Here is an 18,501-nt window from a genome sequence, read left to right as displayed (position 1 = left end):
TCCCAGGAGGTCGCCATGGACCAGACGCACGAAGTCTTCAACCAGAGTTCGGCGCTGGTCGATGTCGACCTGTTCGCCACCAACCGCGGCCTGCGCGATGCGCTGGCCTGGCATGCGCCGGACCTGCAGCTCGCACCGCTGCAATCGCTGGGCCGCGAGCTGGGCACGGCCGCCATGCAGACCCACGCGCGGCTGGCCAATGTGCATCCGCCGCAGCTGCTGACGCACGACCGCTTCGGGCGCCGGGTGGACGAGGTGGAGTTCCACCCGAGCTACCACGCGCTGATGGCCGCCGCCGTGGGTGCGGGCCTGCACGGCACGCCCTGGGCCGGCGGCGCGCACGCCCACCTGCAGCGTGCGGCCGGCTTCATGCTGTTCACCGAGCTCGAGCCCTCCGTGCTGTGCCCGATCTCGATGACCTACGCGGTGGCGCCCGCGCTGCGCGGCAATGCCGCCGTCCATGCCGACTGGTCGCCCAAGCTGCAAAGCCGCTGGTACGACCCGCAACTGCGCTTCGTGGCCGACAAGCCCGGCGTGACCATGGGCATGGGCATGACCGAGAAGCAGGGCGGCTCGGACGTGCGCGCCAACACCACGCGTGCCGAGCATGCGGGCCGCGATGGCTGGGGCGAGCGCTACGCCATCACGGGCCACAAGTGGTTCTTCTCGGCGCCCATGTGCGACGCCTTCCTGGTGCTCGCCCAGGCGCCCGCAGGCCTGTCCTGCTTCTTCCTGCCGCGCGTGCTGCCGGACGGCACCCGCAACGCGATCCGCATCCAGCGCCTGAAGGACAAGCTCGGCAACAAGGCCAACGCCAGTTCCGAGGTCGAGTTCCACGGCGCCCAGGCCTGGCTGGTCGGCGAGGAGGGCCGCGGCGTGCCGCAGATCCTCGAAATGGGCACGATGACGCGCTTGGACTGCGCGCTCGGGACCTCCGGCCTCATGCGTCAGGCGCTCGCATTGGCGCTGCACCACACGGCCGAACGCAAGGCCTTCGGCAAGACGCTGGCATCGCAGCCGCTGATGCGCAACGTGCTGGCCGACCTGGCGCTGGAGTCCGAGGCTGCGACCGCGCTCGCCCTGCGCCTGGCCCACGCCTTCGACCGCGCCGACGATCCGCACGAGCAGCGGATGGCGCGTCTGCTGACGCCCGTCGCCAAGTTCTGGATCTGCAAGCGCGGCAGCGCCTTCGGCCAGGAGGCCATGGAATGCCTGGGCGGCAACGGCTACGTGGAGGAGGGCGGCCAGGGCGTGATGGCGCGCATCTACCGCGAGATGCCGCTCAACTCGATCTGGGAGGGCGCAGGCAACATCATGGCGCTGGATCTGCTGCGCGTGCTGCGCAGGGGTGATGTCGGCGAGGCATTGGCGGCCGAACTCGCGCCCGCGCGCGGCAACGCGGCGCTCGACCGGCTGGCTGCCGTGCTGCCGCAGCGCATCGCGCAGGTCGAGGGCGAGGTCGAAGCGCGGCGCCTGGCCGAGGACATCGCGCTGGCGGTACAGGCCGCCCTGCTGGTGCGGCACTCGGCCCCTGCCGTCGCCGACGCCTTCTGCGCCTCGCGCATTGACGGCGACTGGGGCCGCAGCTTCGGCAGCCTGCCCTCGGCCTGCGATTTCGACGCGATCATCGCGCGTGCGACCCCTCACTGAAGAAAGAGAGCGCCCCATGTCCGATCTGATCCTGCACCACTACCCCACCTCGCCCTTCGCCGAGAAGATCCGGCTGGTGCTGGGCTACAAGCAGTTGGCCTACCGTTCGGTCCACATCCCACCCATCCTGCCCAAGCCCGATGTGCTGGCGCTGACCGGCGGCTACCGCAAGACGCCGCTGCTGCAGATCGGCGCCGACGTCTATTGCGACACGGCACTGATCTGCGACGTGCTCGAGCACCACCAGCCCCTGCCCAGCCTGTACCCGCCGCAGCACAAGGGCCTGGCACGCATCCTCGCCCAGTGGGCCGACACCAGCCTGTTCTGGGCCGCCATGGCCCATGCCATGCAGCCTGCCGGCCTGGCCGACATGTTCGACGGCCTGCCGCCCGAAGCCGCCAAGGCCTTCGGCGAGGACCGCCGTGCCATGAGCCAGAACATGACGCGGCTGCGCCCCGCGGATGCGACGGCCGCGCTCAAGTCCTACCTGCGCCGGCTGTCCGAATCGCTGGAGACGCAGCACTGCCTCATCGATGCCACGCCGGGTGTCGCCGATTTCGCGGCCTACCACCCGCTGTGGTTCGTCCGCGTGCGCACGCCGTCCATGGCCGGTGTGCTGGATGCCTTCCCCTCGGTGCTGGCCTGGATGGACCGCATGGCCGCCATCGGCCACGGCCAGCCCGACAAGCTGGCGAGCGCCGAGGCCGTGGCCATCGCCGCGGCGGCCCAGCCGCTGCCCGTGGCGGGCCAGACCTTCCAGGATGAGCACGGCATCGCACTGGGCAGCCGCGTGACGGTGGCGGCCGAGAGCTTCGGCACCGAGACCACCGAGGGCGAACTCGTGGCGGCCACGCGCATGCACTACACGCTGCGCCGCGAAGACCCGCGCGCCGGCACGGTGCATGTGCACTTCCCGCGCATCGGCTATGTGTTGAAACCCGTTTGACTGGAGCAGGAACCGCGTGATCACCGACTTCAAGAACAAGACCGCCGTACTGACCGGCGCCGGCTCGGGCTTCGGCCTGGAATGCGCGCGCATCGGTGCGCGCCTGGGCATGCGTCTGGTGCTGGCCGACGTGCAGCAGGACGCGCTGGACCGGGCCGCGGCCGAGATCGCGGCGCTGGGCGCCGAGGTGCTGCCCGTGCGCGTGGACGTGTCCAAGGCCGAGCAGGTCGAGGCCCTGGGCGCGGCCACGCTGGCGCGCTTCGGCGCGCCGCACCTGGTCTTCAACAATGCCGGAGTGGGGGCGGGCGGCCTGATCTGGGAGAACAGCGCGCGCGACTGGGAGTGGGTGTTCGGCGTCAACGTGATGGGCGTGGCCCACGGCGTGCGCGTGTTCACACCCATGATGCTGAAGGCCGCCCAGGACGACCCGGCCTGGCGCGGCCACATCGTCAACACCGCCAGCATGGCCGGGCTGCTGACGCCGCCCAACATGGGCATCTACAACGCCAGCAAGCATGCCGTGGTGGCGCTGACCGAGACGCTGTACCAGGATCTGGCGCTGGTCACCGAGCGGGTCGGCGCCTCGGTGCTGTGCCCTTACTTCGTCGCCACCGGCATCGACAGCAGCGAACGCAACCGCCCGGCCGACCTGGCCGCCAGCGCGGCCACGCGCAGCCAGCAGGTGAGCCAGGCCATGATGGGCAAGGCCGTGGGGGCGGGCAAGGTGTCGGCGTCCGAGGTGGCACAGAAGGTGTTCGACGCCGTGGCGGCAAACCAGTTCTACATCTACAGCCACCCGCGCGCGATCGGCGCGGTGCAGGTGCGCATGGAGGACATCCTGCAGCAGCGCAACCCGACCGACCCGTTCGCCCACAAGCCCGAACTGGGCGTGGAGCTGCGCAAGGCGCTGCGCGGCTGAAGCCGCCGTTGCGGCTCAGTGCAGCCGGCGCGTGCGGTTCTGCTCGAACAGGTCGACCTGCAGCACCGCGTCGTCGGTGCGCTCCAGCGATGCCGTGTAGCGGGCCAGCTCGGCGTCCTCGATGAAGCTCGCGGACGAGGAGGCCGCCAGCAGACGCTCGGCCGACTGGGGCCGCGCGATCGCGTAGCCCTGCACGTAGTCCACCCCGATCTCCACCAGCGTGCGCACGGTCGCCAGGTCCTCGGCCCATTCGGCCACGGTGCGCATGCCCAGGTTGCGGCCCAGATTCACGATGGCCTCCACGATGGCCACGTTCGCCGGGTGCTTGTTCATGTTGACGATGAAGCTGCCGTCGATCTTGAGCAGGTCCGCCGGCAGCTCCTTGAGGTAGGAGAACGAGGTGTAGCCCGCGCCGAAGTCGTCCAGCGCGACCTTGGCGCCGTAGCTGCGCACCTTGTCGATGAAGCGGCGCGTGTTGTCCAGGTCGTGCAGCGCCACGCTCTCGGTGATCTCGAAGCACAGGAAGCTGGCGACGTGGATGTTCTGCGCCAGCAGGGTGTAGACGTCGTTCATGAACTTCTCGTCGTTGAGCGAGGCGCCCGACAGGTTCATGCAGACGAAGCGGGTGTTGCGCAGCCGGGTCAGGTGGGTGTTGAGCCAGGTCAGCGCAGCCGACAGCACCCAGCGGTCGATCACGCCCATGCGGCCGCTGTTCTCGCCCGCGGAGATGACGCGGTCGGTCGGCACCAGCTTGCCGTCCGCATCGCGCATGCGCAGCAACACTTCGAAGTTCAGCGAGGCATGCGGTGCCGACAGCGACATGATGGGCTGCATCTGCAGGAACAGGCCTTCGGTGGCACGGCCGCCGGACAGGCGCTCGACCAACTGCATCTCGGCATGGTGGTCATGGAAGGCCTGGGCGTTCTTCTCGTAGACCACCAGGCCCTCGTTGTGGCGTGTCTTGGCTTCGCGGCAGGCGCGGTCGGCGGTGGAGACGGCGTCCTTGAAGCGCGTGCCGGGGCTCACCTCGATGAGGCCGATGGAGCCGCGCACGTGGAAGGCCTTGTCGCCCACGCGGTAGGGCGTGCCGCCGATGGCCGAGACGATGCCCTGGCAGATCACCGCGGCCAGCGGCATGCGCGTGTCGGGCATCAGGATCAGGAACTCGTCGCCGCCCATGCGGCCCAGCGCCATGCTGCCGGACAGCATGTTGCCCACGCGCGCGCAGACCTGCTGCAGCACCTCGTCGCCCGCGTTGTGGCCGAACAGGTCGTTGATGAGCTTGAAGCGGTCCAGGTCCAGATAGGCCAGCGCCAGCGGATGGCCGCTGTCCATGCCGGCCAGCGCGCGCTCGAGCTCGCGCTCGATGCCACGCCGGTTGAGCACCTTGGTCAAGGCGTCGTTGTTGGCCATGAACTGCAGTTCCTCGGTCGCGCGCGAGGAGTCCGTCACGTCCTGCAGCGAGCCTTCGACCTTGTCGCGCGCACGCGCGGCCTTGACCAGGAAGCGCTTGTGCGCGCCGCCACCTTCAGGCTTGCGGCCACGCAGCTCCAGCGACACGTTCTCCTGGTTCTGCAGCAACTGCAGCAGCTGCAGCCAGGCGCCTTCGTGGAAGTAGCGGTCCCAGGCTTCGCGGCCGGGCGCCAGCACATCGGTGGCCAGCATGGTGCGCAGGGCCGGGTTGGCGCTCGTGAAGCGGCCTTGCAAGTCCAGCGTGAACAGGCCGATGGGCATGGCCTCGAAGGTGTGCTCCAGCTGGGCCTGGGCTTCCAGGCGCTGGTTGTGCTCCTGGCGCATCTGCTCGGCGATGGCCAGCGAGGCGAGCAGGCTGGACGACAAGGCCGCCGTGACGCTGTTGACGGCGCCGATCAGTCCGCGCATGCCGACCGCGGCGGAGACCACTTCGTACAGGCTGGCGGCCAGCGTCACGGCCAGCGAGGCGCTGTACCACATGGCCACGCGCGAGCGCGTGCGCACCAGGATCTGGCCCAGCAAGAACACCGCGATGCAGGTGCCCACGCCGGTCGCGGCCCAGATGTAAGGCAGCACCGTGCCGTAGGGCAGAAAGGCCGACATCACGAGCAGCGGCGGGGCCGGCCACATGATGATGCGCAGCAGCGGCGCATAGCCGACCTTGGCCAGGTCCTCGCGGAACAGCTCGCGGAACAGTGTGGCCGTCAGCGTGTAGTACAGGGACATCGTGAACAGCCGCATGCGCGGCATCCACTCCGTCGGCACGGTCCGACCGAGCCACTGGGCATCCCAGCCGGCGGACAGCGCGCCCATGCGCAGGTTCACGAGCAGCCAGACCGCGAACAGCACGTACATGCCGCTGCGGTTGACCAGCGCCGTCGTCAGCACGAACAGCGCCAGCACGATGAGCCCGCCATCCAGCAGGCCGGCGTTGCGGTGGAATTCGAAGCCCGAATTCGTCAGGGCCTCTGTGGGCCACTGCAGCACGGTGATGCGCGCCGGGCCGACGAAATGGCCCTCGCACAGCAGGGCGGGCGGCTTGCCGGCGGCATCCAGCTGCAGCGCGAAGCCGGCCTTGGCGGGTGACAGATGGCCTTCGCTGGCCATGCGGCTGGCATTGCCCAGCGGCTGCAATGTGGCGGCATTCCAACAGCGCAGATCGGTCGCGTGGCGCGACGCGAATTCGACGCTGTCGGTCGCCGCGTCCACGCGCTGATCGCGGAGCGGCACCAGCAGCCAGAACGCGGCCTCGGACAGCCGCGTGTCCTGCAACACCACGGGCGGGGGTGCGGACTTCAGGAGCGCGAGCGCCTCCTGCGGCGACAGGTCGGGGTTGTCCGGCGGGGCCTCCACCACCTGGAAGGCCAGGCTGCGCGCGCCCGTGCTGCCGTATTGGTTGGACCAGGACAGCAGCGCGAACAGGCTCACCACCAGCAGCACAGCTGGCAGTGCATAGATCCCCATCGCATACAAGGCCTTGTCGAGGCCTGTGTTCAGCCGAGAAAGCCGCAGCACGCTGCCGTTCATGTTGTTCTCAGTCCGCCAAATGCCCGAGCCGAGCCGGCGGTGTCGGTAGCCGGCCACAAATTGAAACAAATTATGGGGCTAATTCGGCAGATGCTGAAACGAATCGCGCGCCTCTCGCGCAATTTCCGGCGCGCCTGCGGGCTTTTCTCACGCCCGCCAGTGGCTTTCCTACATCTGCATGCGGGGCAGGGGCGCTGCGAACGCGGTGGTGCTCAGGCTCTTGCGAGGAGGCGCCTGGCCCAGGTCGATGTCCACGTGGTCCGTGCGGAACACGAACTGGAACAGCGGGTGCTGCAGTTCGGCCCAATGCTGCTCGGCGCCGCTCACTTCCAGGCACATGATGCGGTGTGGCAGATTGCCAACATGGGCCAGCGGAACATAGCCCAGCGCGGGGTCCACGTCCTTGAACAGCAGACGCTCGTACTGGCGGTCGATGGGCGTGCGCGCGGTGATGACCATCCAGTCGATGCCTTGCTGCTGGCAGTACAGGAAGAAGGCCTTGAACAGCACGGTCTTGACCGCGCGTCCCTGCGTGGGCTCGCCGACGCCCAGGCGCGTCGCTTCCGCCAGGGGGCTGTGGCGCATCTTGGGCGGCAGCGTGAGCGAGTGCTCCAGCGGCAAGGGGGCGAAGGCGTTGGTCTGGATGCGCATGGTGCCCAGCGGCGTGCCGTCCAGCTTGGATTCGGCCAGCAGCACGACCGTGCCATCCATGGTGTCGTAACTCTCGGGCGTGCGCAGGCTCTCGGCGAATGCCGGCACATGCCGGGCATAGGCGCTGTGGCGCACATGCACGGCCTTGTGCAGGTCGGCCTCGGAACGCACCACGCGAACGGTGAACGGCAGCCGCTCGGACTGTGTCGGCAGGGCCAGCAGCTCCTGCGTGCGCGACCAGCCGGAAGGGGCCGGACGACCTTGGTGTTCATTCAGATTCACAGCGATCCTCCCCCGGCCGGCCCGCGCTGCGACAACTGCCCGCATGAACCCGCCTTCGATATGTGAATGAATGTAAATTTCGGTTTCGGCGAACAGTAGTCCCGGTTTGGATGAAGCGCGTGTAGGTGTTAGGGAGACAAGACTTCCACGGAATGGCGGATGCGAAACGCGGCGAAGGCCTATGGCAAACTGCCGCCCCTTCCCATTGCGCGACCGCTTTCCCCAGGATGCTTTCCAAAATCTTTCGCCAGCTCGCCGCCGAGATCAAGATCCGTGAGGACCAGGTCAAGGCGGCCGTCGAACTGCTCGACGGCGGCGCCACCGTGCCCTTCATCGCCCGCTACCGGAAAGAGGTCACCAACGGCTTGGACGACGTGCAGCTGCGCGAGCTGGAGGCCCGCCTGGCCTATCTGCGCGAACTGGAGGACCGGCGCGAAGCCGTGCTCAAGAGCATCGAGGAGCAAGGCAAGCTGACGCCGCAGCTGCGCGCTGCGATCGAGGCCGCCGGCTCCAAGCAGGAAGTCGAGGACCTCTATCTCCCGTACAAGCAGAAGCGCCGCACCAAGGGCCAGATCGCGCGCGAGGCCGGCATCGAGCCGCTGGCGGACAAGCTGTTCGCCGACCCTGCGCTGGTGCCGGCCCAGGAGGCCGCGGCCTTCGTCAAGGCCGAGAAAGGCGAGAACGGCGAGGACTTCACCACCGTGCCGGCCGTGCTGGACGGCGTGCGCGACATCCTCTCCGAGCGCTGGGCCGAAGATGCCGCCCTGGTGCAGGGTCTGCGCGCCTGGCTCTGGGACGAGGGCCTGCTGCAGAGCAAGCTGGCCGCCGGCAAGGACGAGAACCACCCCGACGTCGCCAAGTTCCGCGACTATTTCGACTACGACGAGCCGATCGGCCGCGTGCCCTCGCACCGCGCGCTGGCGGTGTTCCGCGGCCGCGCGCAGGACATCCTGGATGCCAAGCTGGTGCTGCCCGAACCCGATGGCGCACCGGCCAAGCCCGGCCAGCCCGTGCCCAGCCTCGCCGAAGGCCGCATCGCTATGCACCTGGGCTGGAGCCACCAGGGCCGCCCGTCCGACGATCTGCTGCGCAAGTGCGTGGCCTGGACCTGGCGCGTCAAGCTGAGCCTGTCGACCGAGCGCGACCTGTTCACGCGACTGCGCGAGGACGCCGAGAAAGTCGCCATCAAGGTCTTCTCCGACAACCTGCGCGACCTGCTGCTGGCCGCGCCGGCCGGCCCGCGCGTGGTCATGGGCCTGGACCCCGGCATCCGCACCGGCGTCAAGGTGGCCGTGGTCGATGCCACGGGCAAGCTGGTCGACACGGCCACGGTCTACCCGCACGAACCGCGGCGTGACTGGGAGGGCGCGCTGCACACCCTGGCCCAGCTCTGCGCCAAGCACGGCGTGAACCTGATCGCCATCGGCAACGGCACGGCCAGCCGTGAAACCGACAAGCTGGCGGCCGACCTGATCAAGCGGCTGGAAAAGCTCGCGCCCGACGTGCAGCTGCAGCGCGTGGTGGTCAGCGAGGCCGGCGCCTCGGTCTATTCCGCGAGCGAGTTCGCCTCGCAGGAAATGCCCGATGTGGACGTGAGCCTGCGCGGCGCCGCCAGCATCGCGCGCCGCCTGCAGGATCCGCTGGCCGAGCTCGTCAAGATCGACCCCAAGTCCATCGGCGTGGGCCAGTACCAGCACGACGTGAACCAGGGCGAACTCGCGCGCACGCTGGATGCCGTGGTGGAGGACTGCGTGAACGCCGTGGGCGTGGACCTCAACACCGCCAGCGTGCCGCTGCTGTCGCGCGTCTCGGGCCTGTCGCCCAGCGTGGCCAAGGCCGTGGTGCGCTGGCGCGAAAGCCATGGCGCGTTCGCCAGCCGCCAGCAACTGCTGGAGGTCAGCGGCCTGGGGCCCAAGACCTTCGAGCAGAGTGCAGGCTTCCTGCGCATCCGTGGCGGCAGCAACCCGCTGGACATGACCGGCGTGCACCCGGAGACCTATGAGGTGGTCGAGCGCATCCTCGAACGTGCCGGCAAGCCCGTGCAGGAACTCATGGGCCGCGCCGAGATGCTCAAGACCCTGCGGCCCGAGCTGTTCGCCAACGAGAAGTTCGGCGTCATCACGGTCAAGGACATCATGTCGGAGCTCGAGAAGCCCGGCCGCGACCCGCGCCCGGACTTCAAGGTCGCGCGCTTCAACGACGGCGTGGAAGACATCAAGGACCTCACCGAGGGCATGGTGCTGGAGGGCACGGTCAGCAACGTGGCGGCCTTCGGCGCCTTCGTCGACCTGGGCGTGCACCAGGACGGGCTGGTCCACGTGAGCCAGCTGTCCAACAAGTTCGTCAACGACGCGCGCGAGGTCGTCAAGACCGGCGACATCGTCAAGGTCAAGGTGCTGGAAGTCGATGTGGCGCGCAAGCGCATCAGCCTGACCATGAAGCTCGATGCCGCGCCGGCGCGCCGCGACGCGCCGCGCGAGAACCGCTTCGAGCACGGCGGCGCCCGCCAGCGCCACGGCGGCGGCGGCCGGCAGGAGGCCGCGGTGCCCTCGGCCATGGCCTCGGCCTTCGCCAAGCTGCAGGCCGGCAAGCGCTGAAGCAGGGTGTGCGCGGCGGCCAGACACCATGCAGGCGACCAGCGCCCCGATCCGTGAGCCGGAGCTGCCCAGCAGCCCCAAGCTCGTCGCGCTGCTGCTGACCGAACTGGCCCGGCCCGCGCCGGACCTGCGCCGCACCAGCCAGCTGTTCTGCGGCGATCCGGCGCTGGCCCTGCGGCTGCTGCGGCTGGCCAATGCCGTGCACCGCGAGGACACGCGTGGCGTGATCAGCGTGGCCCAGGCGCTGGCGCTGCTGCCGACCGAGGCCTTGCGCCCGCTCGCCGATGCGGCCGCGCGCGCCAGCGGTCCCAACGCCGTGCCGGGACTCGCGCTGCCGCAGTTCTGGCGCTTCAGCCTGCAGGTGGCCAAGCTCGCGCGCGCGCTGGCCGCCAGCGTGCGCCAGAACCAGGCCGTGGCCTATACAGCGGGCCTGCTGCACGCCGTGGGCGAACTTGTGCTGCACGCCGCGGCGCCGGACGACATGGCCTCCGTCAACCTGATCGCCGGGCTGTGCGACGTGCGCCGCGCCAAGCTGCAGCAGCGCATGCTGGACACCACCTATGCCGAGGCCGGCGCCAGGCTGGCGCAGCAATACCAGTTCCCCGGTCCGCTGGTGGATGCCTTGCGCTACCAGCTCGCGCCCTTCGAGAACGAGGTCTACGAGCCGCTGGCCGGCCTCGTGCACCTGGCGGCCTGGCGTGCACGCGCGCAGGAATCGGGTTACGACGAACGCGCGCTGGCCACCAGCTTCCCGGGCGAGGTGGGCCTGGCCCTGGGCCTGGACATCGACATGGTGCTGCAGCAGGACCCGATCGACTGGGGCGGCGGCAACGCAGCCCACCTCTGATGCAAAAGAACCCCCAAGACCTGTTGACGCCGACCATGCGCGGCGTGATCGACCGCATGCACCGCGCGGGCCGCCCGCCGCTGCACAGCCTGCCGCCCGAACAGGCGCGTGCGGCCTATGCGCTGGGCGCCGGCGTGCTGGACATCCCGCTGCGGCCGCTGGCGCGCGTGCAGGACCTGGCCTTGCCCACGCGCGACGGCGCGCGCCTGCCGGCCCGCCTGGTCGCGCCCGCGGCCGAGGCGCCGCTGCCAGTGCTGCTGTACCTGCACGGCGGCGGCTTCACGATCGGCTCGGTCGCGACACACGACACGCTGTGCCGCGAACTGGCGCACCAGGCCGGTTGCGCCGTGCTGTCGCTGGACTACCGGCTCGCCCCCGAGCACCGCTTCCCGACCGCGCAGAACGATGCCTGGGATGCCTTGCAATGGCTGGCCGGCCAGGGCGCGGCGCTGGGCCTGGACACCACGCGGCTGGCCGTGGGCGGCGACAGTGCCGGCGGCACGCTGGCCGCGGTCTGCGCCATCGCCGCGCGCGACGCCGGCTTGCCGCTGGCGCTGCAGCTGCTGTTCTATCCCGGTTGCGCAGCCTTCCAGGACACGCCCTCGCACCAGCGTTTCGCCAAGGGCTTCGTGCTGGAGTCCGCCAGCATCGACTGGTTCTTCGACCAGGTGCAGCCGGACCGGCCCGCGCGCGCGGACTGGCGCTTCGCGCCGCTCAATGCACCCGATGTCGACGGCGTGGCACCGGCCTGGATCGGCCTGGCGGAATGCGACCCGCTGGTCGACGAGGGCGTGCTGTACGCCGACAAGCTGCGCGCGGCCGGTGTCGCGGTGGACCTGGAGATCTACCGCGGCGTGGTGCACGAGTTCATCAAGATGGGCCGCGCCATCCCGCAGGCGCGGGCCGCCCATGCCGACGCGGCGCGCGCCTTGGCCATCGCCTTGCAAACCTCAGGAGACAGCGCATGAAACGCCAGGACTTCCGCTTCTTCCACCGCCTGCGCGTGCGCTGGGTCGAGGTGGACATGCAGAAGATCGTCTTCAACGGCCACTACCTGATGTACTTCGACACGGCCGTCACCGGCTACTGGCGCGCGCTGGCCTTGCCGTACGAGGAGGGTTTCGCGGCGCTGGGCGGGGAGCTCTACGTGAAGAAGGCAACGGTGGAGTACCACGCCTCGGCGCGCAACGACGACCAGCTCGACGTGGCGCTGAAGTGCGAACACGTGGGCCGCAGCTCCATGCGCTTCGTCGGCGCGATCTTCCGCGGCAACCAGTTGCTGGTCACGGGCGAGCTCGTCTACGTGTTCGCCGACCCGGCCGAGCAGAAGTCGCGCCCCGTGCCCGACGCCCTGCGCGCGCTGCTGCAGGACTACGAGGCCGGGCAGGCCGTGACCGAACTGCGGCTGGGCAGCTGGGAAGTCTTGCAGACCGACGCGCGCCGCGTGCGCACCGAGGTGTTCATCGAAGAGCAGGGCATCGCGCGCGACGATGAGTGGGACGCAGCCGACGCCACGGCCGTCCATGCCGTGCTCTACAACCGGTTGGGCCAGCCCTTGGCCACCGGCCGCTTGCTGCAGCACGCGCCAGGCGTCGCCAAGGTCGGCCGGATGGCCGTGCGCCACATGTTGCGCGGCGCCAACCTGGGTGCCGCGGTCCTGCAGGCCCTGGTGCAGGCCGCGGCCGCGCGCGGTGACCGCGAGGTCGTGCTGCACGCCCAGCGCAGCGCCGAGGGCTTTTACCGCCGGCTGGGCTTCGCAGTGCGCGGCGAACCCTTCGACGAGGTCGGCATCGCCCACGTCGAGATGGTGCTGCCGCTCACCGCTCAGACGTCGGCGAGCAGGGCGTAGGGCAGGGGCTGCAGCTGCAGCGCAGCGCCCGTGGCGCTGCCGGCACGCAGGTCGTAGGCCTCGGCGGCCGCGATCTGCACCGAGACCACCGCATCCCAGCCACCGTCCGGATTGGCCGCGGCCTGCACCACGGTGCCCGTGGGCTGCTCTGCATCGCTGGCCTGGAACACCTCCTGGCCGGCGGCCAGTTCGGCATCGGCATGCACGAGGTAGGCCCGGCGCTTGAGCGTGCCGCGGAACTGGCTGCGCGCCACGACCTCCTGGCCCGGGTAGCAGCCCTTCTTGAAGCTCACGCCACCGACCGACTCGTAGTTGAGCATCTGCGGCACCAGCACCTCGAACAGCGGCTGCGCGACCAGCACCACGCCGCTGCGCACCTCGGTCAGCTGCCACTGCGCCAGCGACAGGGCCGGCGCATCGGGGAGTGCGGCCTGCGCGGGCAGCACGAGCAGCGCGCGCGGCTGGCCGTCGGCCGGGTACAGCGCCACCGCCACGCCACCTGCGACCTCGTGGCGGTGCCAGGGCGCGGCTTCGCCGCCCATCAGTGCCGCCGCGCTGGAGCCCAGCGCGCCGAGCAGCTGGAACTCGTCGGTCGCATCGCGCAGCTTGGCCTTGGCGCGCATCACGAACATGGACAGGCGCTTGAGCGTGGGCGCCAGCAGATCGCGTGCGCAGACCAGCAGCACCTGGCCGTCGACCCAGCGCAGGCCCACGAAGCTGGCCTGCATCCGCCCCTTGGGCGAGCAGAACGCGGCCAGGCGGGCCTGGTCGGGCGCCACCAGCACGAAATCCTGGGTCAGCTGGCTGTGCAGGAACTTGGCGGCTTCCTCGCCCTGGACGGCGATCACGCCCAGATGCGTCAGCGGCGCGAGGCCATGGCGGGTGTCGGGAGTGTCTTGCATGGGCTGAATTATCATGGCCGGCTCTTCTTCTCCTGGCTTGTAGGGCTGCTGTGCGTCGTGCGCTGATGGTGTTGTTGGTGTTGGCCTGCGCGGCGGCGGCGGGTGCCTGGTGGTGGCTGGACCAGCCCCTGCGGCTGTCCCGCACGCCGGTGGAGCTGAACATCGCGCCGGGCACCAGTGCACGCGCCATCGCCAGCGCGGCCACCGAGGCCGGCGTGCAGGCGCCGGACTGGGCCCTGTTCGGCTGGTTCCGGCTGTCCGGCCAGTCGCGGCTGATCAAGGCCGGCAGCTACGAATTCGCCCCCGGCATCACACCGCGCCAGCTGCTGGACAAGCTGGTGCGCGGCGAACAGGCCCTGCGGGCGGTGACCTTCGTGGAAGGCTGGACCTTCCGTCAGATGCGCCAGGCCCTGGCCAAGGCCGACCGCATCAAGCAGGACAGCCGCGCGCTGGACGATGCCGCGCTCATGGCCGCGCTGGGCCGGCCGGGCGTCGCGCCCGAGGGCCGCTTCTTCCCCGACACCTACAGCTACGCCAAGGACAGCAGCGATCTCGCGGTGCTGCGCCAGGCCCTGCAGGCCATGGACAAGCAGCTGGACGCGGCCTGGGCCCAGCGCGGGCCTAACGTGGCGCTCAAGACGCCCGAGCAGGCCCTGATCCTGGCCAGCATCGTCGAGAAGGAAACCGGCCACGGCGTGGACCGCGCCGACATCTCGGCCGTCTTCCACAACCGCCTGCGCATCGGCATGCTGCTGCAGACCGACCCGACCGTGATCTACGGCATCGGCGAGCGCTTCGACGGCAACCTGCGCCGCAGCGACCTGCGCACCGACACGCCCTTCAACACCTACACGCGGCCCGGCCTGCCACCCACGCCGATCGCGATGCCGGGCGCGCGCGCGCTGCTGGCGGCCGTGCAACCCTCCGATTCCAAGGCCTTGTACTTCGTGGCGCGCGGCGACGGCACCAGCCATTTCAGCCAGTCGCTGGACGAACACAACCGCGCCGTCGACCGTTACATCCGCGGACGTTGAGCCCCCATGCAAGCACCACGCGGACTCTTCATCAGCTTCGAAGGCATCGATGGCGCCGGCAAGTCCAGCCACATCGCGGCGCTGGCCGACGCCTTCCGCGCCCAGGGCCGCACCGTCACGCAGACGCGCGAGCCCGGCGGCACCCCCGTGGCCGAGCGCCTGCGCGAGTTGGTGTTGCACGAGGACATGGATGCGTTGACCGAGGCCCTGCTGGTGTTCGCCGGTCGGCGCGACCACCTGCGGCGCGTGATCGAGCCGGCACTGGCGCGCGGCGAGGTCGTGCTGTGCGACCGCTTCACGGATGCCACCTTCGCCTACCAGGGCGCCGGCCGCGGCTTCGACACGGGCGTGCTGGCCGCGCTCGAACAATGGGTCCAATCCAGCGACGGCCTGCCGACCGGGCAGCTGCGCCAGCCCGACATGACGCTGTGGTTCGAACTCGCACCCGAGGTCGCGGCGCAGCGGCTCGCCGCTGCGCGCGCACCCGACCGCTTCGAGGCCGAGCCCGCCGCCTTCTTCGCCCGCGTGCATGCGGGCTATGCCCAGCGCGCCGCGGCGGCACCCGCGCGCTTCGTGCGCATCGCGGCCGATGCCACGCGGCATGCGGTCTGGCAGCAGATCACGGCGGCCATGGTGCGGCGCGGCTGGCTGGCCATCATGGTCGCCGCGCAGGTGGGCCCGCGATGAGCGTGGCGCCCTGGCTGCAGCGCCAACGCACCAGCCTCCTGGCCCAGCGCGGCCATGCCTGGCTGCTGCACGGCCCGTCGGGCCTGGGCCAGTACGAATTGGCGCTGGAGCTCGCGCGCGCCTGGCTGTGCGAGCGCGCCGACAGGCCGCAGGAGCAGGGCGCCTGCGGTGCCTGTGCCAGTTGCCACGCCATCGACGTGCGCGCCCATGCCGACCTCTGCGTGCTGCTGCCCGAGGTGGAGATGCTCGCGCTCGGCTGGCCGCTGGACGAGAAGGCCCAGGCCGAGATCGACGACAAGAAGCGCAAGCCCAGCCGCGAGATCCGCGTGGAGGCCATGCGCGCTGCCGTGGAGTTCGGCCAGCGCACCAGTGCGCGGGGACGCGGCAAGGCGGTGCTGGTGTTCCCGGCCGAGCGCATGAACACCATCAGCGCGAACGCCTTGCTCAAGACGCTGGAGGAGCCGCCCGGCGACGTGCGTTTCGTGCTGGCCACCGGGGCCGCCCACCTGCTCCTACCGACGATCCGCAGCCGCTGCATGGGCCACCAGATGGCCTGGCCGCAGCCAGAGGAAGCATCGCAGTGGCTGCAGGCCCAGGAGGGTGTCGCCGCCGCCGACGTTCCCGTGCTGCTGGCCGCTACTGGCGGCCGGCCCGAGGAGGCCCTGCGCATGCACGCCGCCGGCCGCAGTGCGCGTGCCTGGAGCGCCTTGCCGCAGGCGCTCGCGCGCGGCGACATGGGCGCGGTCGGCGGCCTCGCGCCGGCCGAGCTCATCGATGCCATGCAGAAGCTCTGCCACGACCTGCTGCGCACGGGCCAGGGGGCGGCGCCGCGCTTCTTCGCCGCAGCCGACCTGCCGTCTCCGGCCCGGCTGGAGACCTTGCTGCAATGGTCGCGCAAGCTCCAGGACAGCGCCCGCATCGCCGAGCACCCCTTGAACGCCGGGCTCATGCTCGAGTCGCTTGTTGCGCTCGCGAAAACCGCCCTAAACTCGCGCCCACCATGAGCAGTCCCGCCCCGGCCCCGCGCCCCAGCGTCATCCAGCTGGCGATCAAGGAGAAGGCCGCGCTGTACGCGGCCTACATCCCCTTGTTCGCCGAAGGCGGCATGTTCATCCCGACCTCGCGCGAGTACCAGCTCGGCGACGACGTCTACGTGCTGCTGTCGCTGCCGGAAGATCCGCAGCGCTACCCGATCGCCGGGCGCGTGGCCTGGGTGACGCCCTCGCGCGCCTCGGGCAACCGCACGCAGGGCGTCGGCATCCAGTTCCCCCGGGACGAGAAGTCGCGCCAGCTCAAGGAAAAGATCGAGAACCTGCTGAGCGGCCACCTGATGTCCGACCGGCCCACCCAAACCGTTTGATTTCGCACGCCGGCCCGCATGCCGGCGCTGCCCGCGCATGTACACCGATTCGCATTGCCACCTGAGCGACCCCGACCTGCTGGCGCGGCTGCCGCAGATCCTCGACGACATGGCCGCCGCGCAGGTCGACCGCGCGATGTGCATCTGCACCACGCTCGAGGAGTTCGACACCGTCCATGGCATCGCCATGGCGCACCCGCAGATCTGGGCGACGGTGGGCGTGCACCCCGACCAGGAAGAGGTGCAGGAGCCCAGCCTGGACGACCTGCTCACGCGCGGCCGCCTGCCCCGCGTGCTGGCCATCGGCGAGACCGGGCTGGACTATTACCGCCTGGGCGAGCGCAGCGTGGCCGACGTGGCATGGCAGCGCGAACGCTTTCGCACCCACATCCGGGCCGCGCGGCAGCTGGGCAAGCCGCTGGTCATCCACACCCGGGCCGCCTCGGACGACACGCTGGCGATCCTGCGCGAGCAGGGCGAGGACGGCTCGGCCGGTGCCGCCGGCGGTGTGTTCCACTGCTTCACCGAGACCGAGACCGTGGCCCGGGCGGCGCTGGACCTGGGCTTTCACATCTCCCTGTCCGGCATCCTGACCTTCAAGAACGCCCAGGATCTGCGCGAGATCGCCCGCTTCGTTCCGCTGGACCGCCTGCTGATCGAAACCGACAGTCCCTACCTGGCCCCCGTGCCGCACCGGGGCAAGACCAACCAGCCCGCCTGGGTGCCGCATGTCGCGGCCCAGATCGCGGCCGTGCGCGGCCTGGCCGTGGAGGCCGTCGCGGCGCAGACCAGCGCCAACTTCGACGCTTTGTTCCGGCCGGAGGCCGCATGACGATGCAACTGCAACGGCGCCAGTGCCTGGCCGTGCTGCTGCTGGGCAGCGCAGGCTGGGCCCGCGCGGGCTCGTACGACGATTTCTTCGCCGCCATCACGAAGGACGATGCCGCGACCGTGGTCAACCTGCTGCGGCGCGGCTTCGATCCCAACACGCGCGATCCGAACGGCCAGCACGGCCTGTACCTGGCGATCCGGGCGCGCGCGACCCGTGTCACGCAAGCCCTGATCGACTGGCCGAAAACCGAGGTCGAATCGCTGAACAAGGCCGACGAAAGCCCGCTGATGGTGGCCGCGCTGGACGGCCAGCTGGAACTGTGCAGGAAGCTCATCGCGCGCGGCGCGGCGGTCAACAAGACGGGCTGGGCGCCGCTGCACTACGCCGCGACCAATGGGCACGTCGAGGTCATGCGCTTGCTGCTCGAGGAGCATGCCTTCATCGACGCGGAGTCGCCGAACCGGACCACGCCGCTGATGATGGCCGCGCGCTATGGCAGCGTGGAAGCGGCCAGGCTGCTGCTGCAGGAAGGCGCGGAACCTCTGCTCAAGAACGAGCAGGGCATGACCGCCATCGATTTCGCGAACTCCGTCAACCGCAACGACATGGCCAAGCTCATCGGCGACGCCGTGCGGCAACGCCAGCCCAAGGGAAAGTGGTGAAATTGCTGACGAACGGCTGACGTGCAAGCCGTTTTGTGGCATTTTTTTGCACCGACCGGCCTATAGTCGCGTCTGCTTGCAACGTTTTCGAAGGCGATGAACACTTCTGAGCACCACTTGACGGCCGTCTACTTGCTCGCAGCAAGCATTCTGGTGCCGCTGGTGATCGCTGGCGTGTGGCAGTTCCTCGCAAGACGACAGCACCGAAAGGCGCAAGAGGCCATGCGCCGCGGCAACCAACTGCACCGCAAATGGCTGGAGTCCAGCCAGCGCGACCGCGAGC

At 70.0% G+C, this 18,501-nt stretch carries 16 protein-coding genes; 13 read left to right on the top strand and 3 right to left on the bottom strand.

Features of this window, described 5'->3' with window-relative positions; genetic code table 11:
• Window positions 1-15 precede the first annotated feature (15 nt).
• The 3 genes from IE209_RS26600 to IE209_RS26590 are packed head-to-tail and all read left to right on the top strand — an operon-like array spanning window position 16 to window position 3,515.
• Complete coding sequence (locus IE209_RS26600) at window positions 16-1,650, top strand: isovaleryl-CoA dehydrogenase (protein WP_189689899.1); 1,635 nt, start codon at window positions 16-18, stop codon at window positions 1,648-1,650.
• Between the two features lie 16 nt (window positions 1,651-1,666).
• On the top strand, window positions 1,667-2,596 hold the full coding sequence (locus tag IE209_RS26595) for a glutathione S-transferase family protein (RefSeq protein WP_189689898.1): 930 nt from the start codon (window positions 1,667-1,669) through the stop codon (window positions 2,594-2,596).
• Window positions 2,597-2,612: 16 nt separating this feature from the next.
• On the top strand, window positions 2,613-3,515 hold the full coding sequence (locus tag IE209_RS26590; RefSeq protein ID WP_189689897.1) for an SDR family oxidoreductase: 903 nt from the start codon (window positions 2,613-2,615) through the stop codon (window positions 3,513-3,515).
• Window positions 3,516-3,530: 15 nt separating this feature from the next.
• Here the strand turns inward: IE209_RS26590 and IE209_RS26585 are convergent, their stop codons facing one another.
• The gene (locus IE209_RS26585; RefSeq protein ID WP_189689896.1) at window positions 3,531-6,515 is read right to left on the bottom strand and encodes a putative bifunctional diguanylate cyclase/phosphodiesterase; all 2,985 of its coding nucleotides are present in this window, start codon (window positions 6,513-6,515) and stop codon (window positions 3,531-3,533) included.
• 168 nt (window positions 6,516-6,683) lie between these two features.
• Window positions 6,684-7,448, bottom strand: coding sequence for an N-acyl amino acid synthase FeeM domain-containing protein (locus IE209_RS26580; protein ID WP_189689895.1), 765 nt, complete (start codon window positions 7,446-7,448; stop codon window positions 6,684-6,686).
• 227 nt (window positions 7,449-7,675) lie between these two features.
• Here IE209_RS26580 and IE209_RS26575 point away from each other — a divergent pair, with 227 nt between their 5' ends.
• From IE209_RS26575 to IE209_RS26560, 4 genes are read left to right on the top strand one after another with little or no spacing between them, the layout of a single operon-like run.
• The gene (locus IE209_RS26575) at window positions 7,676-10,045 is read left to right on the top strand and encodes a Tex family protein (protein ID WP_189689894.1); all 2,370 of its coding nucleotides are present in this window, start codon (window positions 7,676-7,678) and stop codon (window positions 10,043-10,045) included.
• A gap of 28 nt (window positions 10,046-10,073) precedes the next feature.
• Window positions 10,074-10,892 (top strand): HDOD domain-containing protein, encoded by an 819-nt coding sequence (locus IE209_RS26570; RefSeq protein ID WP_189689893.1) that lies wholly within the window; start codon window positions 10,074-10,076, stop codon window positions 10,890-10,892.
• Window positions 10,892-11,860 carry an alpha/beta hydrolase gene (locus IE209_RS26565; protein WP_229883062.1) on the top strand — a complete coding sequence of 323 codons (969 nt, stop codon included), beginning with the start codon at window positions 10,892-10,894 and terminating at the stop codon, window positions 11,858-11,860. Before IE209_RS26570 ends, IE209_RS26565 begins: the two co-directional genes overlap by 1 nt.
• Window positions 11,857-12,741, top strand: a complete 885-nt coding sequence (locus IE209_RS26560) for a YbgC/FadM family acyl-CoA thioesterase (protein ID WP_189689892.1) — start codon at window positions 11,857-11,859, stop codon at window positions 12,739-12,741. The genes IE209_RS26565 and IE209_RS26560 overlap by 4 nt, the downstream gene beginning before the upstream one ends.
• Here IE209_RS26560 and ygfZ read toward each other — a convergent pair.
• Window positions 12,717-13,643: a CAF17-like 4Fe-4S cluster assembly/insertion protein YgfZ gene (gene ygfZ, locus IE209_RS26555; protein WP_189689891.1), complete on the bottom strand. Its 927-nt coding sequence runs from the start codon at window positions 13,641-13,643 to the stop codon at window positions 12,717-12,719. The two genes, IE209_RS26560 and ygfZ, sit on opposite strands and share 25 nt — an antisense overlap.
• Window positions 13,644-13,708: 65 nt before the next feature.
• Between ygfZ and mltG the strand changes: the two genes are divergently transcribed.
• Genes mltG through IE209_RS26525 form a run of 6 tightly spaced genes read left to right on the top strand, consistent with a single transcriptional unit; the run spans window position 13,709 to window position 18,218 of the window.
• Complete coding sequence (gene mltG, locus IE209_RS26550; protein ID WP_189689890.1) at window positions 13,709-14,677, top strand: endolytic transglycosylase MltG; 969 nt, start codon at window positions 13,709-13,711, stop codon at window positions 14,675-14,677.
• A gap of 6 nt (window positions 14,678-14,683) precedes the next feature.
• Window positions 14,684-15,364 carry a dTMP kinase gene (tmk, locus tag IE209_RS26545; protein WP_189689889.1) on the top strand — a complete coding sequence of 227 codons (681 nt, stop codon included), beginning with the start codon at window positions 14,684-14,686 and terminating at the stop codon, window positions 15,362-15,364.
• A complete protein-coding gene (locus IE209_RS26540; RefSeq protein ID WP_189689888.1) occupies window positions 15,361-16,368 on the top strand; it encodes a DNA polymerase III delta subunit-related protein in 1,008 nt (335 codons plus the stop codon). Before tmk ends, IE209_RS26540 begins: the two co-directional genes overlap by 4 nt.
• Entirely contained in the window at window positions 16,365-16,724 is a 360-nt protein-coding gene (locus IE209_RS26535) for a PilZ domain-containing protein (protein ID WP_189689887.1), read from the top strand. Before IE209_RS26540 ends, IE209_RS26535 begins: the two co-directional genes overlap by 4 nt.
• 37 nt (window positions 16,725-16,761) lie before the next feature.
• On the top strand, window positions 16,762-17,556 hold the full coding sequence (locus IE209_RS26530; protein ID WP_189689886.1) for a TatD family hydrolase: 795 nt from the start codon (window positions 16,762-16,764) through the stop codon (window positions 17,554-17,556).
• Window positions 17,553-18,218, top strand: coding sequence for an ankyrin repeat domain-containing protein (locus tag IE209_RS26525; RefSeq protein ID WP_373305436.1), 666 nt, complete (start codon window positions 17,553-17,555; stop codon window positions 18,216-18,218). Before IE209_RS26530 ends, IE209_RS26525 begins: the two co-directional genes overlap by 4 nt.
• The last annotated feature ends 283 nt before the right edge of the window (window positions 18,219-18,501 follow it).

The organism is Pseudorhodoferax aquiterrae, assembly GCF_014652235.1.
GTDB lineage: Bacteria > Pseudomonadota > Gammaproteobacteria > Burkholderiales > Burkholderiaceae_C > Pseudorhodoferax > Pseudorhodoferax aquiterrae.
The sequence above is the reverse complement of the archived record's forward strand: the minus strand, read 5'-3'. Positions and strand labels throughout refer to the sequence as shown.